General features: G+C 31.9%; 24 protein-coding genes and 2 rRNA genes. 4 read left to right on the forward strand and 22 right to left on the reverse strand.

The annotated features are described in order from the left end of the window. A partial coding sequence (locus GC105_RS17065; RefSeq protein ID WP_207706989.1) for a hypothetical protein occupies positions 1-213 on the reverse strand: 213 nt, incomplete at its 3' end. Positions 214-294: 81 nt separating this feature from the next. Next, on the reverse strand, positions 295-687 hold the full coding sequence (locus GC105_RS14735) for an FMN-binding protein (protein WP_193708437.1): 393 nt from the start codon (positions 685-687) through the stop codon (positions 295-297). A gap of 258 nt (positions 688-945) precedes the next feature. On the opposite strand from GC105_RS14735, the gene GC105_RS14740 reads away from it, so the two are divergent. After that, a complete protein-coding gene (locus GC105_RS14740) occupies positions 946-2094 on the forward strand; it encodes a YibE/F family protein (RefSeq protein ID WP_152806380.1) in 1149 nt (382 codons plus the stop codon). A gap of 69 nt (positions 2095-2163) precedes the next feature. Here GC105_RS14740 and GC105_RS14745 read toward each other — a convergent pair whose 3' ends face one another. From GC105_RS14745 to GC105_RS17745, 15 genes are all read right to left on the reverse strand, one after another. Continuing rightward, positions 2164-3273 (reverse strand): hypothetical protein, encoded by a 1110-nt coding sequence (locus GC105_RS14745; protein WP_152806382.1) that lies wholly within the window; start codon positions 3271-3273, stop codon positions 2164-2166. 450 nt (positions 3274-3723) lie between these two features. Then, positions 3724-4710: a homocitrate synthase/isopropylmalate synthase family protein gene (locus tag GC105_RS14750; RefSeq protein WP_152806384.1), complete on the reverse strand. Its 987-nt coding sequence runs from the start codon at positions 4708-4710 to the stop codon at positions 3724-3726. Between the two features lie 97 nt (positions 4711-4807). Beyond that, positions 4808-5113, reverse strand: a complete 306-nt coding sequence (locus GC105_RS14755; protein WP_152806386.1) for a (2Fe-2S) ferredoxin domain-containing protein — start codon at positions 5111-5113, stop codon at positions 4808-4810. Between the two features lie 304 nt (positions 5114-5417). Beyond that, positions 5418-6317 carry a nitrogenase cofactor biosynthesis protein NifB gene (nifB, locus tag GC105_RS14760; RefSeq protein ID WP_152806388.1) on the reverse strand — a complete coding sequence of 300 codons (900 nt, stop codon included), beginning with the start codon at positions 6315-6317 and terminating at the stop codon, positions 5418-5420. After that, positions 6304-7674: a nitrogenase component 1 gene (locus GC105_RS14765; RefSeq protein WP_152806390.1), complete on the reverse strand. Its 1371-nt coding sequence runs from the start codon at positions 7672-7674 to the stop codon at positions 6304-6306. The genes nifB and GC105_RS14765 overlap by 14 nt, the downstream gene beginning before the upstream one ends. 4 nt (positions 7675-7678) lie before the next feature. Further along, positions 7679-9037, reverse strand: coding sequence for a nitrogenase iron-molybdenum cofactor biosynthesis protein NifE (gene nifE / locus GC105_RS14770; RefSeq protein ID WP_152806392.1), 1359 nt, complete (start codon positions 9035-9037; stop codon positions 7679-7681). 155 nt (positions 9038-9192) lie between these two features. Beyond that, positions 9193-10560 carry a nitrogenase molybdenum-iron protein subunit beta gene (gene nifK / locus GC105_RS14775; RefSeq protein WP_152806394.1) on the reverse strand — a complete coding sequence of 456 codons (1368 nt, stop codon included), beginning with the start codon at positions 10558-10560 and terminating at the stop codon, positions 9193-9195. After that, positions 10554-12179 carry a nitrogenase molybdenum-iron protein alpha chain gene (gene nifD, locus GC105_RS14780; protein ID WP_152806396.1) on the reverse strand — a complete coding sequence of 542 codons (1626 nt, stop codon included), beginning with the start codon at positions 12177-12179 and terminating at the stop codon, positions 10554-10556. Before nifD ends, nifK begins: the two co-directional genes overlap by 7 nt. A gap of 233 nt (positions 12180-12412) precedes the next feature. Next, positions 12413-12796 (reverse strand): P-II family nitrogen regulator, encoded by a 384-nt coding sequence (locus tag GC105_RS14785; RefSeq protein ID WP_152806398.1) that lies wholly within the window; start codon positions 12794-12796, stop codon positions 12413-12415. A gap of 13 nt (positions 12797-12809) precedes the next feature. Continuing rightward, the gene (locus GC105_RS14790) at positions 12810-13133 is read right to left on the reverse strand and encodes a P-II family nitrogen regulator (protein WP_152806400.1); all 324 of its coding nucleotides are present in this window, start codon (positions 13131-13133) and stop codon (positions 12810-12812) included. 202 nt (positions 13134-13335) lie between these two features. Further along, a complete protein-coding gene (nifH, locus tag GC105_RS14795; protein ID WP_152806402.1) occupies positions 13336-14154 on the reverse strand; it encodes a nitrogenase iron protein in 819 nt (272 codons plus the stop codon). Positions 14155-14495: 341 nt separating this feature from the next. After that, on the reverse strand, positions 14496-15512 hold the full coding sequence (gene ruvB, locus GC105_RS14800; RefSeq protein ID WP_152806404.1) for a Holliday junction branch migration DNA helicase RuvB: 1017 nt from the start codon (positions 15510-15512) through the stop codon (positions 14496-14498). A 142-nt stretch (positions 15513-15654) separates the two neighbouring features. After that, on the reverse strand, positions 15655-16263 hold the full coding sequence (gene ruvA, locus GC105_RS14805) for a Holliday junction branch migration protein RuvA (protein WP_152806406.1): 609 nt from the start codon (positions 16261-16263) through the stop codon (positions 15655-15657). 152 nt (positions 16264-16415) lie between these two features. Then, entirely contained in the window at positions 16416-17015 is a 600-nt protein-coding gene (locus GC105_RS14810) for a hypothetical protein (protein WP_152806408.1), read from the reverse strand. A 38-nt stretch (positions 17016-17053) separates the two neighbouring features. Further along, a complete protein-coding gene (locus tag GC105_RS17745; RefSeq protein ID WP_425481539.1) occupies positions 17054-17377 on the reverse strand; it encodes a DUF5658 family protein in 324 nt (107 codons plus the stop codon). 201 nt (positions 17378-17578) lie between these two features. On the opposite strand from GC105_RS17745, the gene GC105_RS14815 reads away from it, so the two are divergent. After that, a complete protein-coding gene (locus GC105_RS14815; RefSeq protein ID WP_152806410.1) occupies positions 17579-17884 on the forward strand; it encodes a hypothetical protein in 306 nt (101 codons plus the stop codon). Between the two features lie 68 nt (positions 17885-17952). On the opposite strand, the gene GC105_RS14820 is transcribed toward GC105_RS14815, so the two are convergent. Next, positions 17953-18678 (reverse strand): YebC/PmpR family DNA-binding transcriptional regulator, encoded by a 726-nt coding sequence (locus tag GC105_RS14820; protein WP_152806412.1) that lies wholly within the window; start codon positions 18676-18678, stop codon positions 17953-17955. Positions 18679-18970: 292 nt separating this feature from the next. Between GC105_RS14820 and GC105_RS14825 the strand changes: the two genes are divergently transcribed. Both GC105_RS14825 and GC105_RS14830 read left to right on the forward strand, forming a co-directional pair. Continuing rightward, positions 18971-19330 carry a TSUP family transporter gene (locus tag GC105_RS14825; RefSeq protein ID WP_152806414.1) on the forward strand — a complete coding sequence of 120 codons (360 nt, stop codon included), beginning with the start codon at positions 18971-18973 and terminating at the stop codon, positions 19328-19330. After that, positions 19331-19681, forward strand: coding sequence for a sulfite exporter TauE/SafE family protein (locus GC105_RS14830; RefSeq protein ID WP_152806416.1), 351 nt, complete (start codon positions 19331-19333; stop codon positions 19679-19681). Positions 19682-19685: 4 nt separating this feature from the next. On the opposite strand, the gene GC105_RS14835 is transcribed toward GC105_RS14830, so the two are convergent. The 4 genes from GC105_RS14835 to GC105_RS14850 form a co-directional block, all read right to left on the reverse strand. Beyond that, positions 19686-20318 carry a YigZ family protein gene (locus tag GC105_RS14835; RefSeq protein ID WP_193708438.1) on the reverse strand — a complete coding sequence of 211 codons (633 nt, stop codon included), beginning with the start codon at positions 20316-20318 and terminating at the stop codon, positions 19686-19688. Positions 20319-20365: 47 nt separating this feature from the next. Beyond that, the gene (gene hflX / locus GC105_RS14840) at positions 20366-22144 is read right to left on the reverse strand and encodes a GTPase HflX (protein ID WP_152806419.1); all 1779 of its coding nucleotides are present in this window, start codon (positions 22142-22144) and stop codon (positions 20366-20368) included. A 307-nt stretch (positions 22145-22451) separates the two neighbouring features. Then, positions 22452-22568 (reverse strand): 5S ribosomal RNA (gene rrf, locus GC105_RS14845). Between the two features lie 252 nt (positions 22569-22820). Next, positions 22821-22901: ribosomal RNA gene (locus GC105_RS14850) — 16S ribosomal RNA — on the reverse strand; the annotation flags it as partial.

Below are 22901 nucleotides of genomic sequence, written 5' to 3' on the forward strand. Positions count from 1 at the left end.
ACGCGGGTAGTCGCCAAATGTCTGCAAGCAGACGCTTGGCTCGTTACCTTCGCGATTACTTAAAGAAACATGCTTTGCCTGTTTCTTTGCGCCACGCGGGTAGTCGCCAAATGTCTGCAAGCAGACGCTTGGCTCGTTACCTTCGCGATTACTTAAAGAAACATGCTTTGCCTGTTTCTTTGCGCCACGCGGGTAGTCGCCAAATGTCTGCAAGCAGACGCTTGGCTCGTTACCTTCGCGATAATTAAAAAGAGTTGATTGGTATTACTTAACAATCAACTCTTTTAACTAATATTATTCTAATGCATTTTCTATTGCTTTTAGTATTACTTTACTACTATAAGTTGCTCCACTAACTATATCTACATCAAGTGTTTGAGCTTCTACGACTTTCTGCGTAATTATTTCAGCGGGGGCACCTCTACCATATTCATGTTCAATTAAATCAATCTGCGTTATTTCATGATTATTTATTGTTACCTCTACAACTGCATATACTGGAGACCATTTATAACTACCTATGTACACTCCATCTTCTACTTCTGTTAGTTCTACATCAGATATAGGTAATTGTTGTAGTTCTTTTAAGTCACTCTTAACATACGCTGTAATTCCTATGATCACGAGTACTATTGCAATCAAGATTAAGACAATTAATATAACTATTTCTCGTTTCTTTTTTTTCATTTGAGATCTCCTTTGAATACACATATCATCTTTTTTATAATAACAAGTATTAACCAAAATTTTACTCTTGAACATTACTTAAAATTGATGCTTAAATATTATTTCTTTTTTATTTCATCATATATATTATACTATTTATAATAATAATACTAGCCATAATAAAATCCAAACTCAAACCTTTTATATCAAATTAACCTAGTTATTCTATTTAGTATTCCTGCATATAATTTAATAAGATAATACAAAGGAGTGCTTTTAATGAATAAATTTAAATTATTTGCTTTTATTTTAGTTGTATCAACTATAATTTTTGCTTCTTACTCTGTTTTCTTTACTAGCACATCTGACGAGACATACTATACAAGGGCTGTAGTAGTTGATCCTAAATCTGATATCGAAGATTTCATAGAAAGTGAAACTGATGATGTACAAGTAGTTAATGTACGTATTTTAGAAGGTTTATATGAGGGAAAAGAGATTATTGCTAAGTACCAACTAAGCTATAATTATAGCGGACAATATAACTCTATAAAGCTAAGTCAAGGTGATGAGGTATTTATACAATTGCTAGTGGATGAAAACAACTTCCTTACCGAAGCATATGTAGTAGAGATTGCTAGAGATAAATATCTACTTTATTTGCTACTAGCTTTTGCCTTCTCTTTAGTACTTGTAGGGCGTTCTAAAGGTATTAGAGCAATTATTTCTCTCTTTATAACCATAACAGCTGTAATAAAGATATTATTACCTGCTATACTAAAAGGTTATGATCCTGTTTTGGTTTCTGTTGTTGTGTGTATCTTGATTATTTGCATTTCATTATTGATAGTCAGTGGATTCAACCGAAAAACCTTTTCTGCAATAATAGGAACAACAGGAGGAGTGGTTCTTGCAGGAATTATCGCAATTATTATAGGAAGTTTAGCAAAAATAACAGGTTTGGGAAATGATGAAGCACAAATGCTTATTGAAATGCCACAACAGATCAATTTTGACTTTAGCGGTTTATTATTTTCTGGGATTATTATCGGAACTATGGGAGCTACAATGGATGTAAGTGTTTCTATTGTAGCAGCAATTCATGAAATAAAAATTAATTCTCCTAGAATAAAATCTGTTGATCTACTTAAGGCTGGAATGAACGTAGGAAAAGATACTATGGCAACTATGGCTAACACTTTAATTTTAGCCTATACAGGAGGATCACTACATCTCATGTTACTATTAATGGCCAATGATACTCCCTTCAGTCAAATTATCAATTGGGATATGATTTCATCAGAAATTCTAAGAGCACTATCAGGAAGTATGGGTGTTGTCATTACCATTCCCATAACAGCATTTGCCGCATGTATTGTTGAAGAACGTGGAGCAAATAAAAATATGAATAATTATAGGAGAAGATAGAGTATGCAAAATTTATTACACTACCTACACTACCTCTAAATGTGCATTAACAACTATTAATTAAATTAATTATGTTAGTGCATTATCGGACAATCCCATACTATGTAATGCATATGATTTGCCGTGTACTACACCTGATCCTGAGACAATAGTCGATTTTCTTGACCATACATCTTTAGCATATTGATTTCTCGAACTAATTGCTACTGCTGCTGCAGTATAATATAACTTTCTTGTATCTTCATCAGTTACACCCTCAAGTTTTTTATGAAGATCTATGACCACATCTCTTTGATTTTTCGTAAGTGTTGGATTTTTAGGATTTGTAAGTTTATTATTTTTTCCTGCTAAAGCCTCTACAATAAGATTTTTTGCCGTTTGCTTAACTGATCCGTTTTGTACAGCAATATCAAAAGCCAATGCATATCCTCTAACTGTTCCTACTCCAATGTCAGAGTCATTGACAATTCTATCCGCTTTATTAAAATATGGCTTTGCGTATTTATCTTGAATTTTCATAAAATTTTCATTTTTAACTAATTTATTAAACGCTCCGTTCCACGGTTCTTTTAATTTGTTATTACTATTATTAATAGATTTCGCCCACTGTAATTGTTCAGTTCTACTTTTTCCAAGCATTGACCTGATTTCATCTGCCATAGATACACTCTGTAAATTACCTTTAGAGTCTTTCACTGTTACTGTGCCGGAAAATATTTTGTTAAAATCTGCATGTGAAGAAATTTCTTTCAAAAGTGGCTGTAAAGTCCCTGACCCAAGATTCCACTGTAAATACCCTATAGAAATGCCTTGTCCATCAAAGTTTCCAGCAACTTCTCCACCTTCATACATTCTACTAATGTTTCTAGATATTTCTTGAGCTGTACTTGCTGTATATTCTCCTGTACCATAAGAAGGTAGAAATTGCGTGTAATCATTACTTCCATACGCTTCTGCTTTAGGCAAGTTCACACTGCCAAGCAAACACCTAAGTGTCAGGGCATTTTGCATGGGAGTTCCTATAGAAACATGCTCTAAAGAATCACTCATATCTGCTGCCAAAATAGCAGCATTAAGTACATTCGTAAATGAGTCTACAACAACATTACTTGACCTTGTTTTTTGATTATTCTTTTGAATTATATTATTAATTTTAGAAGTATCTATTTTGTTTTCCATCCATTGCACCCTCCACAATGTTATATAGAATTTATTATACCACTGAATACAATAATATTCGACATTATTTACCTAAAATATCACGACTATCACATGAAAAATTATTTAAAATACGCTTTTCTGTTTTGTTATTTATCATTTAATGGTTCTACGAACCCTTTTTAAAAAAACATATCAAAGTAGCTAACTATATAGAGTATTTTTAAAACATTAGCAAACGATAGCTTCGCTTAATTCAAAAGAAGGAAAAGAGAACCGTTAAGATTTTTTTCTGTTTGAGCACAGCGAGTTTAAAAAATTTAGGTTCTCTTTGAGTTCTTTCCATTTGTGTTGGCGAGAGCGTGTTGGCGTTTGTTTTAAAAATACGCTTCTCTCACACATAATGTGTATAAGTATTAGAAAATTCTATTCAATGAGGATAAACTAACCATACTTTTTAAAAGGTAATTATTACATTTTTAATGTTTTATAAGCTGATTTGCCAGAGTGTTTGCCAAGTACAAATTGATTTGTTCTTCCTAAGAGAGTTGGATCAAGATACTGATAATTACTTTTATCTTTTAGCAGACCGTCGACATGTATACCTGATTCATGAGAAAACACTCCTTCTCCCACAATCGGTTTACCTAAGCTTTGGAATCTACCTGAGTAAAATTCAACTAGCTTTGATATGGCAACTAATTTATTAGTTTGTATATTCGTTTTGCATTTTTCCATATACAAAAGTGACATTACTATTTCTTCTAATGGTGTATTCCCAGCTCTTTCCCCTAATCCATTAATACTACAACTAATGTAATTAGAACCACCTTTATAAGCTGCAAGCGCATTTGCTGTAGCCATTCCAAAATCATTATGACCATGATAATCTATTTCAGTATTTAGTTCTTCTTTTAACTTCCTAATTATTTCTATAGTTTGAAAAGGACTTAATACACCTAAAGTATCTGCATATCTTAACCTAGTTGCTCCAGCTTCTATTGCGACTTTATATAGATTAATTAAAAAATCTTCATCTGCTCTAGAAGCGTCCTCAGCTCCAACTGATACCCTACACCCTTTTTTAATGGCATACTCTATAATACGACTAATGTCTAAAATTATATGTTCAGGAGTTTTTCGTAGTTTTTTTTCAATTTGTATAAAGGAAGCAGGTACAGATATATGAATATTTTTTACACCTGTTTTTAAGGATGCCTCTATATCATCAAAATGTAGTCTATTCCATGTAAGGAGTTCAGATTTAAGATCTAACTGCGACACTTTTCTAATAGCTTCAATCTCTTCATCTCCCATAGCAGGTATGCCTACCTCAATAACATCAACTCCTAAATCAGTTAATGCACTAGCAATCTTCACCTTAGTATCACAATTAAAATCAACTCCCGGTGTTTGTTCGCCATCTCTAAGAGTCGTATCTATTATATGTAGTCTCATCTATGCTCACCACTCTTTAAATTCTATTTTAATGTTTTCAATTTTCACTCTTAATAAACTAGCTTAGAATCCTCTTACTCCAGGATTAAAATGCACACTATATCACCAATCTTTCTATGGTTTCACCATTTTCTAGTGCATCAACAATTTCTTCTACATCATCTGAGGTTACTTTACCATACCATATTTGTTGTGGATAAATCATAACCACGGGTCCCATAGAACATAATCCAACGCATCCTGTGCTAGAAACCATTACTTCACTATCTAATCCTCTATCCTGAATTTCCTCGTTAAAATTTTGAATGATATCTATTGCACCTTTTTGAAGGCAAAACCCTTTATTTTCTCCTACTAATCTCGCACTTCCACATACAAAAACATGGTACTTTGGTTTTTCCATTTACAACACTCTCCTATTTTAATAATTTACACTCATAACTCACACTATAAAGTTCAAAGTAATAATAAAATCTATTTCAAGAAAAGCGTCTTCGACGCGTTTCAAGTAAGATAGTAAAATTTGGACCTCAGCGAGCTAGTCTAACTTTACTATCTTAAAATAAGATTTTACAAAGCATTAATAACTTAAAATCACTATCTTAATAATATATTTTTAATACATATATAAAACTAAGAGGATGAAGCGACGGGGGGGTAAGATCCTTCATCACAACATTTAGAATTTGTCGATTTAGTTACACATATTAATTTGCTTGTGATATATCTTCACTTAATTTTCCTACTGCGTCAGCTCTGCATTGTCTACAGTGAAACATTTGAGTTACTAACATGTCGCAATCTCTTCTTAATTTTGTTAGTTCTTTTTTAGACATAGACTCATGATTTTCAAAGGCGGTTCCTTTTACAGGGATTAGGGACATAATATTTGTTAAGGTAACACCTAAACTTTTTACTTTCCCCACTACATCCTTTACGTGAAAGTCATTTACACCTTTGATTGCAACAATATTAACCTTACACATGACGTCTAAACTCCTTAATATTTCTAAACCTTTCAATTGGTTCTCTAGTAATTTTTTTGATGCCTCTATTCCTTCTAATCTCGTTCCTTTGTAATCTATATAATCGTATACCTTTTCACCAATAGTTGGATCTACTGCATTAATGGTTACAGTTAGATGCGTAACACCTAAATCATTTAGCTCATTTGCATACTCTGGAAGTAGTAGTCCATTTGTAGATAAACATATAGCAACATGAGGATGATTTTCTCTTATTAGTTGAATAGTTTTTTTAGTCTTATCAAAGTTTGCCAAAGCATCTCCTGGTCCTGCAATTCCCATAACCGTTAAATTTTCAACCTTGCTATTATAGTATTCAAATGTATTTAAGGCCTTCTCCGGCGTTAAAAGATTACTAGTAACTCCTGGTCTACTTTCATTTTGACAATCAAATTTCCTATTGCAAAACTTACATTTAATATTACATATTGGCGCTACTGGCAGATGTATCCTTGCATTATCATGAGCATTTTTGTTGTAACATGGATGTTTTAATGTTTTATCCATAGTTTCTTTTGATAAACCGGTTTTTAAATATGTATTTTTATCAGCTTTTCCTGAACATCCTCTACAATTGCGCATTCTTGTTACCCCCTTTATTTACATAAAATTCGTTATATAATCTTTCTCGATATCCATGGTGCTTAATATCTAATAGAGTGTTAGTAATTTCATCTAGAAATCTTAGACTTCCGTTATAACCAACATATAGTTTTCGTTGAGCTCCAATATGATCGTGAATAGGAAAACCTATTCTTACGAGATCAGTACCTTCTTTTTCTTTAATAAACTTACCTTCTGAATTTCCAATAAGTAAATTAGGCTTTAATTCTTTGACATATTTATGAATAGTTTCAAAATCTGTATCGGGAATCACTACAGATTCATTTAACTTCAATAAATCTCTTATTTTATATGATTTAGATCCAGATGCAACAATCATAGGTTTAATACCATTTTCATTACACAATGTAGTCACTGCATATACGATTTCTGGATCACCGTAAATAGCTGCTCGCCCTTCACCATTATATTTATGAGAATCAACTATGGCATCTAACATTCTTCCTCGTTCTTCAACTAGGCTAACGGGTATTTCTCTACCAGTGATTGTACATAACGCTTTTATAAAGGAATCTACATTTTTCATACCTATTGGGATTGGACATTGATATAAGGGCACTTGATGCAGATCTTCTAAATATTTACCAGGGCTATAAATGTCATCAATGAGAACAGACAATTCAATAGTTGCTTTTGCACCTGACATTTGTTTAATGTCTTCTATTGATGTTCCACCATCAGGTATTTTAGTAAAGTTTTCCTTATATGGTGCATCTAATGTCTCAGAAGTATCTGGAATTAGAACATACTCTACTTGAAACAACTCTATAATTCTTTTGATTTCTCGTATATCTGCTGAAGTAATATTGGAAACAATAATATTGATTTTCTCATTTGGTATAGCCTGTTTTTCATTATAAAATGAAATAATGTTTCTTATTGTATGATAATATCCTTCAAAATGAGACGCACCATATCCTGGAGTCGATACAGGAATAATATCTAAGCAACTAATATCTTTCTTTTGTTTAAATTCTTCTATTATTCCTCTAATATCTTCTCCAATAGTTTCTGCTAAACATGTAGTGAGAACTCCTATAACTTTGGGGCTATATGATTCCATCACATTCATAATCCCATGTTTTAAGTTCTTTGCACCGCCATATATAGTTCCATTCTCACTTAGGGAAGTTGAGGCGATGTCAATAGGTTCGTTATAATGGGTAGCAATATGTCTTCTAATGTAAGTACTACAACCTTGTGAGCCGTGCATTAAAATCATAGAATTTTCTATACCTTTAAATGCTAGGGAACCACCCATGGGCATGCACATTTTACACGGATTAACATCTAAGTTTACATAGTTTTTATTCATATCGTCACCCCTCCCTTACTAAATTCCACACTGGGCTATTTACTGTTAAGTCTACTTCTTTTGCAAAATTTACTGCCCCTTCAAACCCTAATAAAGGTAGTTTTCTTTCATGATTGTGGTCAATAAACGCAATGCCTAATTTATAAGCTAAAGGTCTTTCCTTAACTCCGCCAACTAATAAATCTGCTCCTTTTTCTTTGATGAATTTCTGTAATTCTGTTGGATTAGTGTCATCTAAGATAACCGTTCCTTCTTCTGCTAATTCTTTGATAGTATCATATTCCTCTTGTCGTCCAGTCTGTGTTCCCACCATAACAGTAGTCATACCTAATTCATTGAATTGTTTGATTAGTGAAATAGCTTTAAATCCTCCTCCAACATAGATTGCAACTTTTTTGCCAGCACATTTTTCTTTATACTTTTGGAGAATTGATGCAATGTCTGCTTTCTTTTGTTTGATAAATACTTCAGTATCTCTTATGATTTTTTTGTCACCGGTCAGCCTCGCAACGTTGAGAAGTGAATTCGCAGTATCTTGAATCCCAAAGAAACTAACTTGTTCATATGGGATTTTAAACCTTTCCTCCATCATTTTAGCTAAATAGATACTTGAGCCAGCACATTGAACAATATTAAATGATGCATTTTGTGCCTTTTTTAACTTCTCTATAGTTGAATCTCCAGTTACTCCAGTTATCATATTGACACCAATCTCTTTAAAATAATTATTTAAAATCCATACTTCACCTGCTAGATTAAAATCTCCAAGATAGTTAAGGGTTCTATGATCTTTAATGTCAATTTTGTATTCTTTATCGTCCATTAATGAAATAATTGCATTACATGCTGCTTGATAACCGTCTTTTTTACTTCCAGCAAATCCTGAAGACTTTACTGGTATTACTCTAATATTGTACTTTTTTTCAGCTTGTTTACAGACTGCATCTAAATCATCACCTATAACTCCTACAACACAAGTTGAATATACAAATATAGTCTGTGGTGACATTGACTCAACAATTTCATCAATTGCACCTGCTAGCTTTTTTTCTCCTCCAAATATAATATCTCTCTCTTGTAAATCAGTAGAAAAACTATTTCTATACATCTCAGAGTCACTACTAAGGCTACCTCTTATATCCCATGTATAACTAGAACATCCTATAGGACCATGAATAATATGAACAGCATCAGTAATTGGATTTAATACAACTCTAGCTCCACAATATACACAAGCTCTTTGACTTACAGCACCTGAAATACTATGTTGGTCACATTTAATGCCTTGCTCTTTATTCTTTTCTTTTACTACAATATGTTTTTTTCTATCTTCTAGCGTATAAGCCTCAACTGATTTTTTCATGTATATCCCTCCCTAGCTCTTAGCTCTTAGCTCTTAGCTCTTAGCTCTAAATACCTAAAGCTAAGAGCTAATAACTAAAGAAAGAGCAAATAAATATTATAAATTTATTTGCTCCCTCGCCAGTTATTTACTTCTATATACATAGTGTTTTTTAATTACATCACTAATTCAAAGTCTTCTTCTGCACATTCCATATCGTATTTATCTAAGAATGCAGTGCTAATTTTTTCGATTATTCTCATAGCACCCTTATAACCTACACTAGGAAAATAACTATGTCCAACTCTATCTAATATAGGAAAACCTAATCTTACTAATGGAATATTCTCTGCCCTTGCAATATATTTACCATATGTATTTCCTATAAGCATATCAACTGGCTCGTTTTTTATCCATTGATGTAGATCCATCAAATCTCCGGAAGCTTTTACCTTGGCATCTTCTATCCCCGCTTGCTCTAGCATCTCATTTATTTGCTTTTCAAAGGCGTTTCCTGGTGTACCTGTTAATATGCTAGTTGGAATTAACCCTAAGCTAATAGCAAATTCAGTCATAGCTATCACAATGTCTGGATCTCCAAATATGGCAACCTTTTTACCGTGATAGTGGTTGTGAATATCAACCATTATATCTACTAATTGACCTCTTTCAGTTTCTAACTCCTTTGGAATAGATTTACCAGTTAATTCTAAGAATTTCATTATCATATCATCTGTTGCTTTAATTCCTAAGGGAACTTTTATTGTATGCGCTTCCACATCACTTTTCTTTTCTAATTCAAATGCAGCAGCTTCTGATGCAAATTTCCCCATCGCTACCGTAGCCTCACAGTTACCTAGATCCTTTATCTCATCGACAGTAACTCCGCCGTCAGGATACATTTCATATTTCCCAGTATTAGGTGTGTTTACTACTTCACTAGTATCAGGGAACATAATAAATGGAATTCCTATTAGCTTTAGAATTCTCTTAACTTCTGACATGTCGCTAGGCTCAACATAACCAGGAATGATAGCTAATTTTCCATTTTCAATAATTTTTTCGTCATTTACCAAATGAGAAACAATAGCCTTTGTCATATTAGAGAATCCATTGACATGTGATCCATAATAACTTGGAGTATTTGCGTATATTACGTGTTTTCCTTCAGGTATTTTAGTATCACGTATAATTTCAGTTAAATCATCACCAATAGTTTCTGATAAACAAGTAGTATTTACAGCTACAACATCAGGATTATATATTTCAAATACAGTCTCTAAGCCTTTTTTAAGATTAGATTTTCCACCGAATACACATGCTCCCTCTGTAAATGAACTGGTGGATGCAACGATTGGATCTCTAAAGTGCCTAGTTAAATGCATTCTATGAAAAGAACAACATCCTTGAGATCCGTGACTATGAGGAAGGCATCCATGTATTCCTAAAGCTGCATACATAGCACCAATAGGTTGACATGTTTTAGCAGGATTTACAACTAATGCACTTCTTTTTGTTATCTCCTTTGGCGTATTTTCTAACATACTTCCTCAACTCCTTCTGTGTTAATTTTTCCTTTTAGTATTGGTTCTTTCTTCCACGGTGGAATTGTATAACTCCATGCTGGTGTGTGAATCCCAGCAGCTGTATCTCTAGCAAAATTAACAGCTCCTCTAAAACCTGCATAAGGCCCTGAATAATCGTAAGAATGCATTTGTTTAGAGTATATCCCCATCTTTTGCACGATATATTTGTCTTTAACACCAGAACCAAAGAACGATGGTTTTAAAGCCTTAATTACCATTTCTGTTTCAAGGTGATTTAAATCATCAATAACAATTGTTTGATCTTTCATATCCACGACTAAACCAGGATAATCATTTATGGGTAATTCCTTTTTAAGTTGTTCTAGTCTCTCAATCGGAATTCTTAAACGATATTTTTTTTCATCTTTTTCTACTTTAATTTCTTCAATATTCCTAGTATCTGCATCTAATTTAATATATGGAATTACATCTCTACCTTCATAATCATCTCGATGACCAAACTCATAACCGGCCATTATCGTATCCATTCCTATTTCTTTTAATAAACCTTGATAATGATGAGCTCTTGATCCACCTACAAACAACATAGCAGTTTTCCCTTTACACATATTCTTATAATGTTTCATCTCATCTTTAATTGCCTCAACTTCTTCTGTAATTACAGTCTCTGTTCTAGCATATAGTTCTTCATTATCGAAAAACTTAGCCATGTTTCTAAGTGTTTGAGACATATTTTCTATACCTATAAAATTTACTTTCATCCATGGCATACCGTATTTTATCTCTATCATTTCAGCTATATAATTTATAGATCTGTGACATTGGATAATATTCAAATCTGAATTATGAGCTTTTGCAATATCTTCATACTCAGCATCACCAGTCATGGTGGTATTAACTGTATATCCAATTTTATTTAGTACTCTTTTTATTTCCCATTCATCTCCACCTATATTGTACTCACCTAATATATTAATCATAAATTGTTTTTGATCTTCTACTGGTATATCAACTGTTCCAATAACTTCTCTCATGAGATTATTATTAGCAATATGATGTCCTGCTGATTGACTAACACCTTTATAACCTTCACAGCTAAAAGAAAGCACTGGTATACCATACTCTTTTTGGGCTTTTTTTGCTACTGCTTGAATGTCATCACCAATAAGGCCTACTGGGCAGGTCGCAGCAATAGAAATAGCTTTAGGGTTAAAAATTTCAACTGCTTCTTTAATAGCTTGAGCTAATTTTTTATCCCCTCCAAAGACAATATCACTTTCTTGCATATCAGTAGTAAATGAATAATTGATAAAATTCTTACTACCTTCTCTTGTTCTACCCTTATTTCTTCTTGTACTCCAAGTGTAGTAAGCACATCCTACTGGTCCGTGTGTAATATGAACCATATCTACAATGGGGCCGATTACTACGCCTTTACATCCTGCATAGGCACATCCTCTATTTGTAATAATTCCTGGTAGAGTCCTGGTATTTGCTGAAATTTCTTTATTTTCATTAGAATCTTTAATAAGAATATGCTCTTTTCTATTTTTCATTACTTTAGCAGGATACTTATCTAATATCTTATCAACTACTTTGTTTAAATCATCTTTCATAAACTATATCTCCTTCCATGTCTTTGAGTACATGAGTCATTCACAACTTCATAACCCTAGGGCAGCAGTCTTAGCCGACTAGCAATATTCTATATTCTCTACGACTTCTTTAAAAAATTTAAATGAGGTAATGTCAAAAAACACGCTTGGTATATGACTTTAATTTACATGGATAGTCGTCGTATGTATGCAATCATCCTTGGCTCGTTTTCTTAAAAATAATAAGAATGCTATCAAATTGCTAATTCACCAGTTTCGTCTGTTCTTACTCTAATAGCATCCTCTATTGGTGAAACGAATATCTTCCCATCTCCCATATTATTTGTTTGATTAATTTCAATAATTATATTAACAATTTTTTTCACATCTTCATCCGGTGCAACAATAGTTAATAATCTCTTAGCTATTAACCTTCCTTTTTCAGTTATAGTCTCTAATACTTCAGGCGAACTAATTTCTTTACCCTCTATTAGATCTTCTAATATATCCATATTTATCATCTTTTTACCTCTGCCATTAACTTTTTTACATAGCATTGCGGGATAGCCTGCTCGAGACAGAGCTTCTTTTGTCTCATTCATTTTATTCATTCTAATAATTGAAATAATCTCTTTCATTTAGAAAACCCCTTTACAATTCATTTGCGCCACTGCTTATTGTATACACGTCTTCCACTACATTGACAAAAATCTTACCATCTCCAAATGTACCTTCACCTGTTTTTGCATTTTTAGAAATGATTTTAACTACTTCATCTTTTGAGTCATCTTCTACTACTAACATTAACATCTCTTTTTGTAGCTCATCATAACGGACATTCCCAACTTTTATACCTCTTTGCTTTCCTCTACCAATAACATCAACTTTTGTCACCGCAGAATATCCAGCATCTAATAATTCATCTAATATAATTGAAGTTCTCTCAGGCCTTACAATAGCTCTGATCATTTTCATAACTTTCACTCCTCTTTAAATTTGTAAATTTAAATTGCATATTTATAAAATTTATTTAACCTATACTATTTTGATATAAGATTAGCTTCATAAAATCTTATTTAAATATAATATTAATTGAGTCTCAATACTTTTCTAACGTATTAATTCATAATTATAATCTACACAGGTAGTTGTGGAAGAACGATACACTTTTCAGCAATTATCCGAAAAATCCGTATTCCATTAAGATTTCTTCTAATCTATCTTGACTCATTGGTTTTGGTGTTACAAACATTTTATTATCTTCAATTGCTTTTGCTAATGCTCTATATTCGTTAGCTTGTTGTTCATCTGGACTAAATTCTATAACTGTCTTTTTATTAATTTCTGCTCTTTGTACTAAATTATCTCTTGGTACAAAATGTATAAGTTGAGTACCTAATTCTTTTGCAAAATGTTCTAACATCTCACGTTCATTATCCACCATTCTGCTATTACAGATTATTCCACCTAATTTAGTTCCACCTGTGTCTGCATATTTTTGAACACCCTTACTAATATTATTTGCCGCATACATTGCCATCATTTCGCCACTAGCCACTATATAAATTTCTTCTGCCTTACCTTCACGGATTGGCATTGCAAAACCTCCACATACAACATCACCAAGTACATCGTAGAATACATAATCTAAATCATCTGTGTAAGCACCTAATTGTTCTAATAAATTGATTGAAGTTATGATACCTCTACCTGCACAACCTACACCTGGTTCTGGACCACCAGATTCAACACATTTAATTCCCATAAAACCCGCCTTTAGTACTGCATCTAATTCAATATCTTCGCCTTCTTCTCTCAATGTATCTAATACTGTTTTTTGAGCTAAGCCACCTAATACTAATCTAGTTGAATCAGCTTTTGGATCACAACCAATAATCATTATTTTGTTTCCCATTTCTCCTAATGCAGCCGTCAAATTTTGTGTAGTAGTTGATTTTCCAATACCGCCTTTACCATAGATTGCAATTTGTCTCATATCATTCACCCTTTCTGATTTATAAAGATTAGCGTCTGTGACGCTTTATTTAAGTATGATAGTAGATATTTAACTATCATAAAATAAAAAGACGTTATTCAGTTTGTTTTCTGAATAACGTCTTTGTTATCGATAATTATATTATTGTAAAAAAAAAGACGTTATCCAGTGGATTCCTGAATAACGTCATCGTAATTTATATGAACTTTTGTTAATTTAATTAATCTTAACATATAGAAATAAACAAATCAATAACTTTTTAATGAAAAATATAGTTTTTTTGTGTATTTTTAATGTGTTTCCCGAACTATATTTAATATTTTTATATAAACATAAAGTATTTATATAAATTTAAGGTTTTCTTCTTCTTGTTCAATATTTAAATGTCCATAAGCTTTTTTAGTTACTACTCTGCCTCTTGGAGTCCTCTGTATAAATCCTAATTGTAGCAAATATGGTTCATAGACATCTTCAATAGTGTTCTTTTCCTCGTCGATAGACGCAGCTAAAGTATCTAAACCTACTGGTCCACCATCAAATTTATAAATAATACTTAAAAGCATTTTTCTATCTACTTCATCTAATCCAATGGGATCTACTTCTAATAATTTCAGTGCATTAATCGTAGTATCAAAATCAATATTGCCGTTATTTTTTATTTGTGCATAGTCTCTAATTCTCCTAAGAAGTCTATTTGCAATTCTTGGCGTACCTCTCGATCTTTTAGATAATTCCATAGCTGCTTTAATATCTACTTCCGTATTAAAAATTTCTGCGGATCTAGTTATAATCTCTCTAAGCTCTTCATTAGTATATATTTGAAGTCTACAGATTACTCCAAACCGATCTCTTAAAGGTGATGTTAGTAATCCTGCTCGAGTTGTAGCTCCTATTAAAGTAAACTTAGGCAAATCTAATCTAATAGATCGAGCTCCTGGGCCTTTACCTACTATAATATCTAATGCATAGTCTTCCATAGCTGGATACAGTATTTCTTCCACACTTCTATTTAACCTATGTATTTCATCTATAAATAAAACATCACCTTCATTAAGATTTGTAAGTATTGCCGCTAAATCACCTGGTTTTTCTATAGCCGGTCCCGATGTAATTCTAATATCTACTTTTAGTTCATTTGCTATAATTCCTGCCAAAGTAGTTTTTCCTAAGCCTGGTGGACCATAAAGCAAAACGTGATCTAATGTTTCATTTCTCTGTTTTGCTGCCTGAATAAATATATTCATTCTTTCCTTGACTGATTCCTGCCCAATATACTCACTTAAAAACTTTGGTCGTAAGGTTTTTTCAATTTCTCCTTCTTGTTCTATTAAATCAGTGGTGATTATTCTTTTATTCAAAGTTACACATCCTTCGTCAACTTACCATTCAACACTATCAACTATAGATTACTCTTAGACCAATCTAGTGACACTTTGTATCCAACCTTTATTTTTAATTTTGCTAGTAACATAGTTACAGATATAGCTAATAGCTTTACTTCTATTGTTTCCTTTTGCTATCTTTACTTGTTAGAGATTTTTTAATTAAGTCTTCTACTCCCATGTCTTGTTTGTATACTTTGTCTATTAACTGAGTGGATTCATTATAATTATACCCTAATGTCATTAGTGCTGCTACTGCATCATCTTTAACATCATTATTAACTTTGTCATTTGAGCTTATAGTAGTGTCTTCTAAGATTGATAAATTCTTGAACTTATCCTTCAGTTCAAGTATAATTCTATTTGCAGTTTTCTTGCCTATACCAGGTGCCGAGGATAAAGCCTTTTCATCACCCATTGCAATATACTTAAGTATTTCGTTAATTTTAAACTTAGATAACATACCAAGGGAAACTTTAGGCCCAATTCCAGAGATACTAAGCAAATCTTTAAATATTTCACGTTCATCTTTTTGATTAAAGCCATAAAAAGAAATTTCATCCTCTCTAATATGTTCATGGATATATAATTTAGTGAATTCATCCTCTTTACTTATATTTCCTAAAGTATTTAACGATATAAAAACAGCATAGCCTATGCCATTACATTCTAAAATTACTTTATCGTCATAAATATCAGCTATATGACCTTTAATATACTCGTACAATAAAAAACCCCCTTCTTATATAAATATTATATAAAAAAGGGCTATTTATAGCAAGTAACGAAATGTATGATACTTCTTATTAAACAGTTAGTTCACTTGCTTAATGTTATAAAAACACATGATATCTTATTTATGTCGTAAAATTTTTGCCACTACTCATAATTCTCTAGCATATCGTACAGTTCCTCTTTCTCCTTTACAAATATACCTTCCTCTAATTTAGGTATCTCATTATGATGTAACAATGCTATGGGAGTACTTGTCACTGTATGGAGTACTTCAACTCCCTCCATATCGAAAGTATATACTGCTACCATTTTCTCACCATCTGGGTTATCATAGGTACTAATTTTGTAGTATTGAGGAGAGTAGCTATCTATACTTTTTTCAAGAATAAGCTTATCAGGCGTAAATTCAACTATATTCCAACCTACAAATACTTTTTCCAATTCATCTTTATTTTTACCTAAATGACTGTCTTCTGCTACTCTTTGTTCTTGATTAAGTTCATTACATTTTAAATAAATTCTACTATATACTATTGTAGCATTTTCTTCTAAACGTATATCGGAAACAGACACTTCACTTATTTCAGATAATTCTTGACTTCTTGTAATCTCATTTACTCTATTATACTTACTATATAAATCAGCAATCAGATATCCAAGTATCAACCCTAGTACAACAATCAATACAACACCTAAAATAATAAATTCTTTGCTAAAGCACTTTATTTTATCTAAATATTTCATACGTTATACCTCCATTATATGGTTATTTTAACCATAATTCAGAGAAATATAACAAAAATCCACTTTAAATGTATAATAAACACTGCTATAAGTGCAATACTCATTATAATACCTCCATAGTACCTCAAGTAATAAGACTCTTTACTTGGAATTGTATAAGCAAGTATTAAAAAAATTGTAGTTATCAATTTGAATATCACGAAATATCGAGGGTTACTATCGAGAAGTATTCGATTTATGGGGTTTACTTCCACGATGTAATTGTTAGTTATCCCCCATAAAGTTGCTAAACAGTCAAATACATTTAATATTACAACAACTGTCAAAAGTAAACTCAATTTAATATCTATTACCTTATTCATAATAAAATCATATCCATATATAAATATTAATATGCAAATATTTTAATTCTTTTCTAAAATATTTGTTTTAAATACAGAGATCTTTTTAAAAAATATAAAACATCTATTAATACAACAAACTACGACAAATTCAATGGATTTAGGAGCATATAATATTATACGTACTTAAGATTTTTTTTAATTTATAAGGAGTAGATTAAATTGTTGGAATCGGAAATTATACAAATTAAAGATCTAATAGTAGAAGAGATTGAACCTGAGATAATATATTACTGTGAAACTGCACCTTTACATATTTTTTTAGTTATATGGGATATAGAAATGGGCAACATGGAAAAACATATATATTTAAGAAGAATTCTTAAATATGTTAATGTACCTATTGATATAACAACATATTCAAGTAAAGGCTTTAAAAAATACATCCAACAAAATTTTCTATCTGACCTCGTTAATTCTAGTAGAATACTATATGAAAAGGATAAAATCCCAATACTACAAAATTAAGGACTCCTTCACTTATGGTAAGGAATCCCCTTAATTTTAAAAGTTCATTCGCTATCAAGCAAGTGTTTCTATTTTTCGTCCCAGTTGTGATACACTTCTTGAATGTCCTCATTATCGTCAAACATATCTAGCATTTTCTGCATCTTCTTTTCATCTTGCTCAGATAGCTCTGTATATGTATTAGGAATCATAGCAAGTTCTGCAGATGCAATTTTGATATTTTCTTTTTCTAAAGAATCATATACTGCTTGAAAATTCATCTCATCTGTTATAATCTCATAGCCCTCTTCTTCTGAGTTCATGTCTTCTGCTCCAGCCTCTAAAGATAACATCATTAATTCATCTTCGTCTACGGAATCGCCCTTCTCTATCATTATTTGTCCTTTTTTCTCAAAAATAAAAGAAACGCAACCCGTAGTACCTAAATTTCCACCATTTTTGTCAAATGCATGGCGTATATCAGCTGCAGTTCTGTTTTTATTATCTGTTAAAGCTTCAACTACAACAGCAACACCTGCAGGTCCATAGCCTTCATAGGTTATAGTTTCATAATTATTTCCTGAAAGATCTCCAGCACCTTTTTTAACTGCTCGATCTATATTATCATTGGGCATATTGTTAATTTTCGCTTTAGTAATGGCATCTCTTAATTTAGCATTACTCTCTGGATCTGAACCACCTTCTTTTGCTGCTACTGCAATGGCTTTGGCAAGCTTAGTAAATATCTTTCCTCTTATAGCATCTGCTTTACCTTTTTTATTTTTAATAGTTGACCATTTTGAATGTCCCGACATAGCCTATCCTCCTTATAATAACTCATTGGCGTAATTTATCCCGCATTAACAGGCACTAAGACTCCCGTCATAGGTTGCGGGATGATAAAAAGCTAAGTAGGGGATTAAGTGCCTGTAAAAGCCCGATTGGTTCTACTAATATTCAGTAGGGAATAAAGAAAACCCCTACTAAATAAAGTTTCATTTTATTTTACCATAAACCACAGCGGATGCAAAGTATTTGGTTAGGCTCTTATTTGTGTATCAAATTAAAAAGTGTATATTTTATAACAATTAATGCCATCATAATTATATGAAGAAAAATAGCTATTTTTTAATAGTATCTATGGGACTATTATGTGGAATTTTAAACGGAATTTTAGGCTCTGGGGGCGGAATAATTGCAGTACTTTTATTAAATTATGTCTTTAAACTTAAGAATAAAAAAGCTCATGCAACTAGTATTTCAATAATACTTCCTCTTAGTATAATTAGCTCTTATATTCTAGTAAAGAATGGAATTTATGACTTTTCATTAATTATACAGGTAGGTATTGGTTCTATCATAGGAGCTATTATAGGCGCAAAAGTACTTAACAAGATATCTAATAATATGATAAGTAGAATATTTGGTATAGCAATGGTTATATCAGCGATAAGGATGATGTTTTAAATGGCCACACTTACGGGATTTTTATCTGGTATTATGGGAGGTATGGGAATTGGTGGAGGCATTGTACTAATACCTATGCTGACGATAATTCTAGGAGTAGATCAAAAAATTGCACAAAGTACAAATTTAATCTGTTACTTACCAATTGCTCTCTCTTGTTTACCGATACACATAAAAAACAAAAATATTGAATTATCTATTACCAAAAAAATCGTTCCTTTTGGAATAATCGGTGCAATCTTAGGATCATATTTAGCAGTCCATATGCCATCAGCGATACTTAAGAAGTTATTTGCATTTTTTTTACTAGCAATGGGCATAAGAGAAATAACTCATAAAAGAATACAGTAATGCTTTATTCTTTATACGATAATTTTATATATTCTTCACTTATTATTGACACATGGATATTATCATTTGTAAGCTCTACTAAGTTTCTAATAAGATTTTCGCTTTCTTCTGCAGGAATAAATATTTTTACATGCACTTTATCATCATATATTATAGTATCTTTTAATTTATATTCTTTATCTAAAAAAGCTTTTATCTTCCCTAAATAAGTGTATTCAAATGATATTTCTATTAACGCTGAATATTGCATTCTTATAAAGCTTGCACTTTTAAGTCCAAGGCAAGCACTTCCATTATATGCTCTAATTAGGCCACCACCACCAAGCTTGATCCCACCAAAATACCTAGTGACTACTACTAAAACATTGGATAATTCTCTTTGATTAATTGCTTCTAAAATAGGCTTGCCAGCTGTACCAGATGGTTCACCATCATCACTATATTTTTGAATATTCTTTTCTTCACCTAATATATAAGCAAATGTATTATGTGTGGCTTTATAATGCTCTTTGTAAATATTCTTTAAATATTTTTCTACTTCATACTGATTTTCCACATGATAACAATTGATTATAAACCGAGATTTTTTAATCGTATCTTCTGCTAAATTATGTCCTTCTATCGTATAGTAATGCATATTTTCCCCCATTGCTTTTTACCACTAATTATTTTTTATCAACTAAATTACTGTATATACCTTTGAACTAAATACTCTACCTCACTTGTGTATTGAATTTTAATAATAATACCATCCTCTTCATATTTTTCCTCAAGGACTATACCTAAATCATGTAATGATGAGATGTACTTTGTATCAAAGTATGGTACTTTAATTTCTCTTATAATTGTTTCACCAAATATTTCTTTATGAATCAATTTTGATAGCTCTTGTACCCCTATTTCTTGTTTAGCAGAGATCATGGACTTTATACCTCTTATAGTTGAAGCTTGTGAATCAAAGTCATCACACATTTTGTCAATTTTATTAAATACATAAATAATTTTTTTATCACTACATTTCAATGAATGCAATACTTCTTCTACTAGTTGAATCTGCTTCAAAAAATTTTTATTTGACGAATCAATCACATGTAGTAGCATATCTGAATCAACTAGTCCTTCTAATGTAGACTCAAAAGATTTAATTAAATCGTGAGGTAACTTATCTATGAAACCGACTGTATCTGATAATAATAACTCTCTATCTAAATTTTTAAATTTCCTCGTTGTAGCATCTAGTGTAGCGAATAATTTATTTTCTGATAGCACATTACTAGCTGTCAAAAGATTGAACAAAGTGCTTTTACCTGCGTTTGTATATCCTACCAAAGAAACAACAGGAATATGATTTTTTATTCTTCTACTTTTCTGTTGCTGTCGTACATTTTTCATAGACTTAATTTTATTTTCTAAAATATGAATTTCTTTATATATAGTCCTTCGATCTGTTTCAAGCTTTTTCTCACCAGGACCTCTAGTTCCAATTCCACCACCTGTTCTAGATAAAACCTTTCCCAAACCTAACAGACGTGGTAGTCTATACTTTAATTGCGCTAACTCGACTTGTAACTTCCCCTCACTTGTCTTAGCATGCTTAGCAAAAATATCTAATATTAGTGAAGTACGGTCTATTATTTTTACATTTAAATAGGTCTCCATAACTTTTAATTGAATAGAAGTTAATTCATCATTACATATCACTAAATTACACGAATTATTCTGAATCATAATACGCAACTCCTCTAGCTTACCTTTACCTATATAGAAGTTGTTATCTATTCTTTCTTTATTTTGCACTAACTTATCAATTGGAGTTGCTCCAGCAGTATAAGTCAACTCTCTCAATTCTTCCATAGAATTTTCTATATCTAATATGCTCTCTGACTTTGTATTCACACCTACTAAAATAGCTTTTTCTTCTTCAAGAGTATCTACATGTATCTTACTTCTTAGAAAGCTATCAACAGATTCTACTAGTTCACTATAATGAAATTGATTCAATTTATTAATTGAAAAAGGTCCATACTCATTGACAACTAGATTGCCTTCATCATTATTTATTATTCCTAAATTGATTAAAGGTTCTTTGATACTATTTTTTCCAATAGCACCTATCAGATTAAACTTAATATCCAGTAAAGATGACATATCAGCACTTGATAATTTAGGATTTCCATTTGGATGAGTGTGAAAGCTCATTAGTCCATTCAAACCTCTTTTTTTAATTCGTTTGCTTATATCAGGAAAAGTTGCCGCTTTATGATCACCTACTCCAACTGCAACTACTGTATTACTGTTATCAATTACTATTAACACTTCTTTATTAATTGCATCTGTAACTTCTAATAGAGTATAAACTACAAATTCATCTAAGATTTTATCCTTAGGTATTCTGTAATCTATTAGGTTTTCTAAAGTATCGAGTATTGTTTTCTTTATACCATCAATATTGCCATTAATCATATTATCATCCTATTCATTAGTATTTCTTTACTTATTGTACCATATTTTTTATTTATTAATTCAAGAAGCATTGTATTATACAAAAGCATTTATATAGTGAAACTTTATTCAGTAGGGGTTTTCTTCATCCCCTACTGAATATTAGTAGAACCAATCCGGCTTTTACAGGCACTTAATCTCCCACTTAGCTTTTTATCATCTTTAAATCTTGAAGCGGGAGTCTTAGTGCCTGTTAATGCGGGATAAAATACGAAAATAAGGAAAGACTTTAGGCTCTTTGATATGCCTAAAGTCTTTCCTTTAACTAAATCCGCAACGACCTACTCTCCCAGGGCGTCGCCACCCAAGTACCATCGGCGCTGGAGGACTTTACTACTGTGTTCGGTATGGGAACAGGTGTAGCCCCTCCGCCATTGCCACGGAATTTACTGTTGATGTGAGATGTTATTAAATTTTGAAACATCTTTCGTCTTAAGCTATTACTTGGTGTTGTTTCCAACTGGCCAACTAACTAACTGTCCAACTATTAAGGTATTTCAAAATAAAATAGTGCACCACATTTGAGATGCTAGATATTAGATATTAGATGTTAGATTATTGTTGTTTTCGCCTTAGCGAAAACTTTCAACTTCTCTTACTTCCAACTTCTAACCTCTCATTTACCTAAACTCCCTAGAAAGGAGGTGATCCAGCCGCACCTTCCGATACGGCTACCTTGTTACGACTTCACCCCAATTATTAACCCCACCTTCGGCAG

The organism is Alkalibaculum sporogenes (assembly GCF_009362815.1).
Classification (GTDB): Bacteria; Bacillota; Clostridia; order Eubacteriales; family Alkalibacteraceae; genus Alkalibaculum_A; species Alkalibaculum_A sporogenes.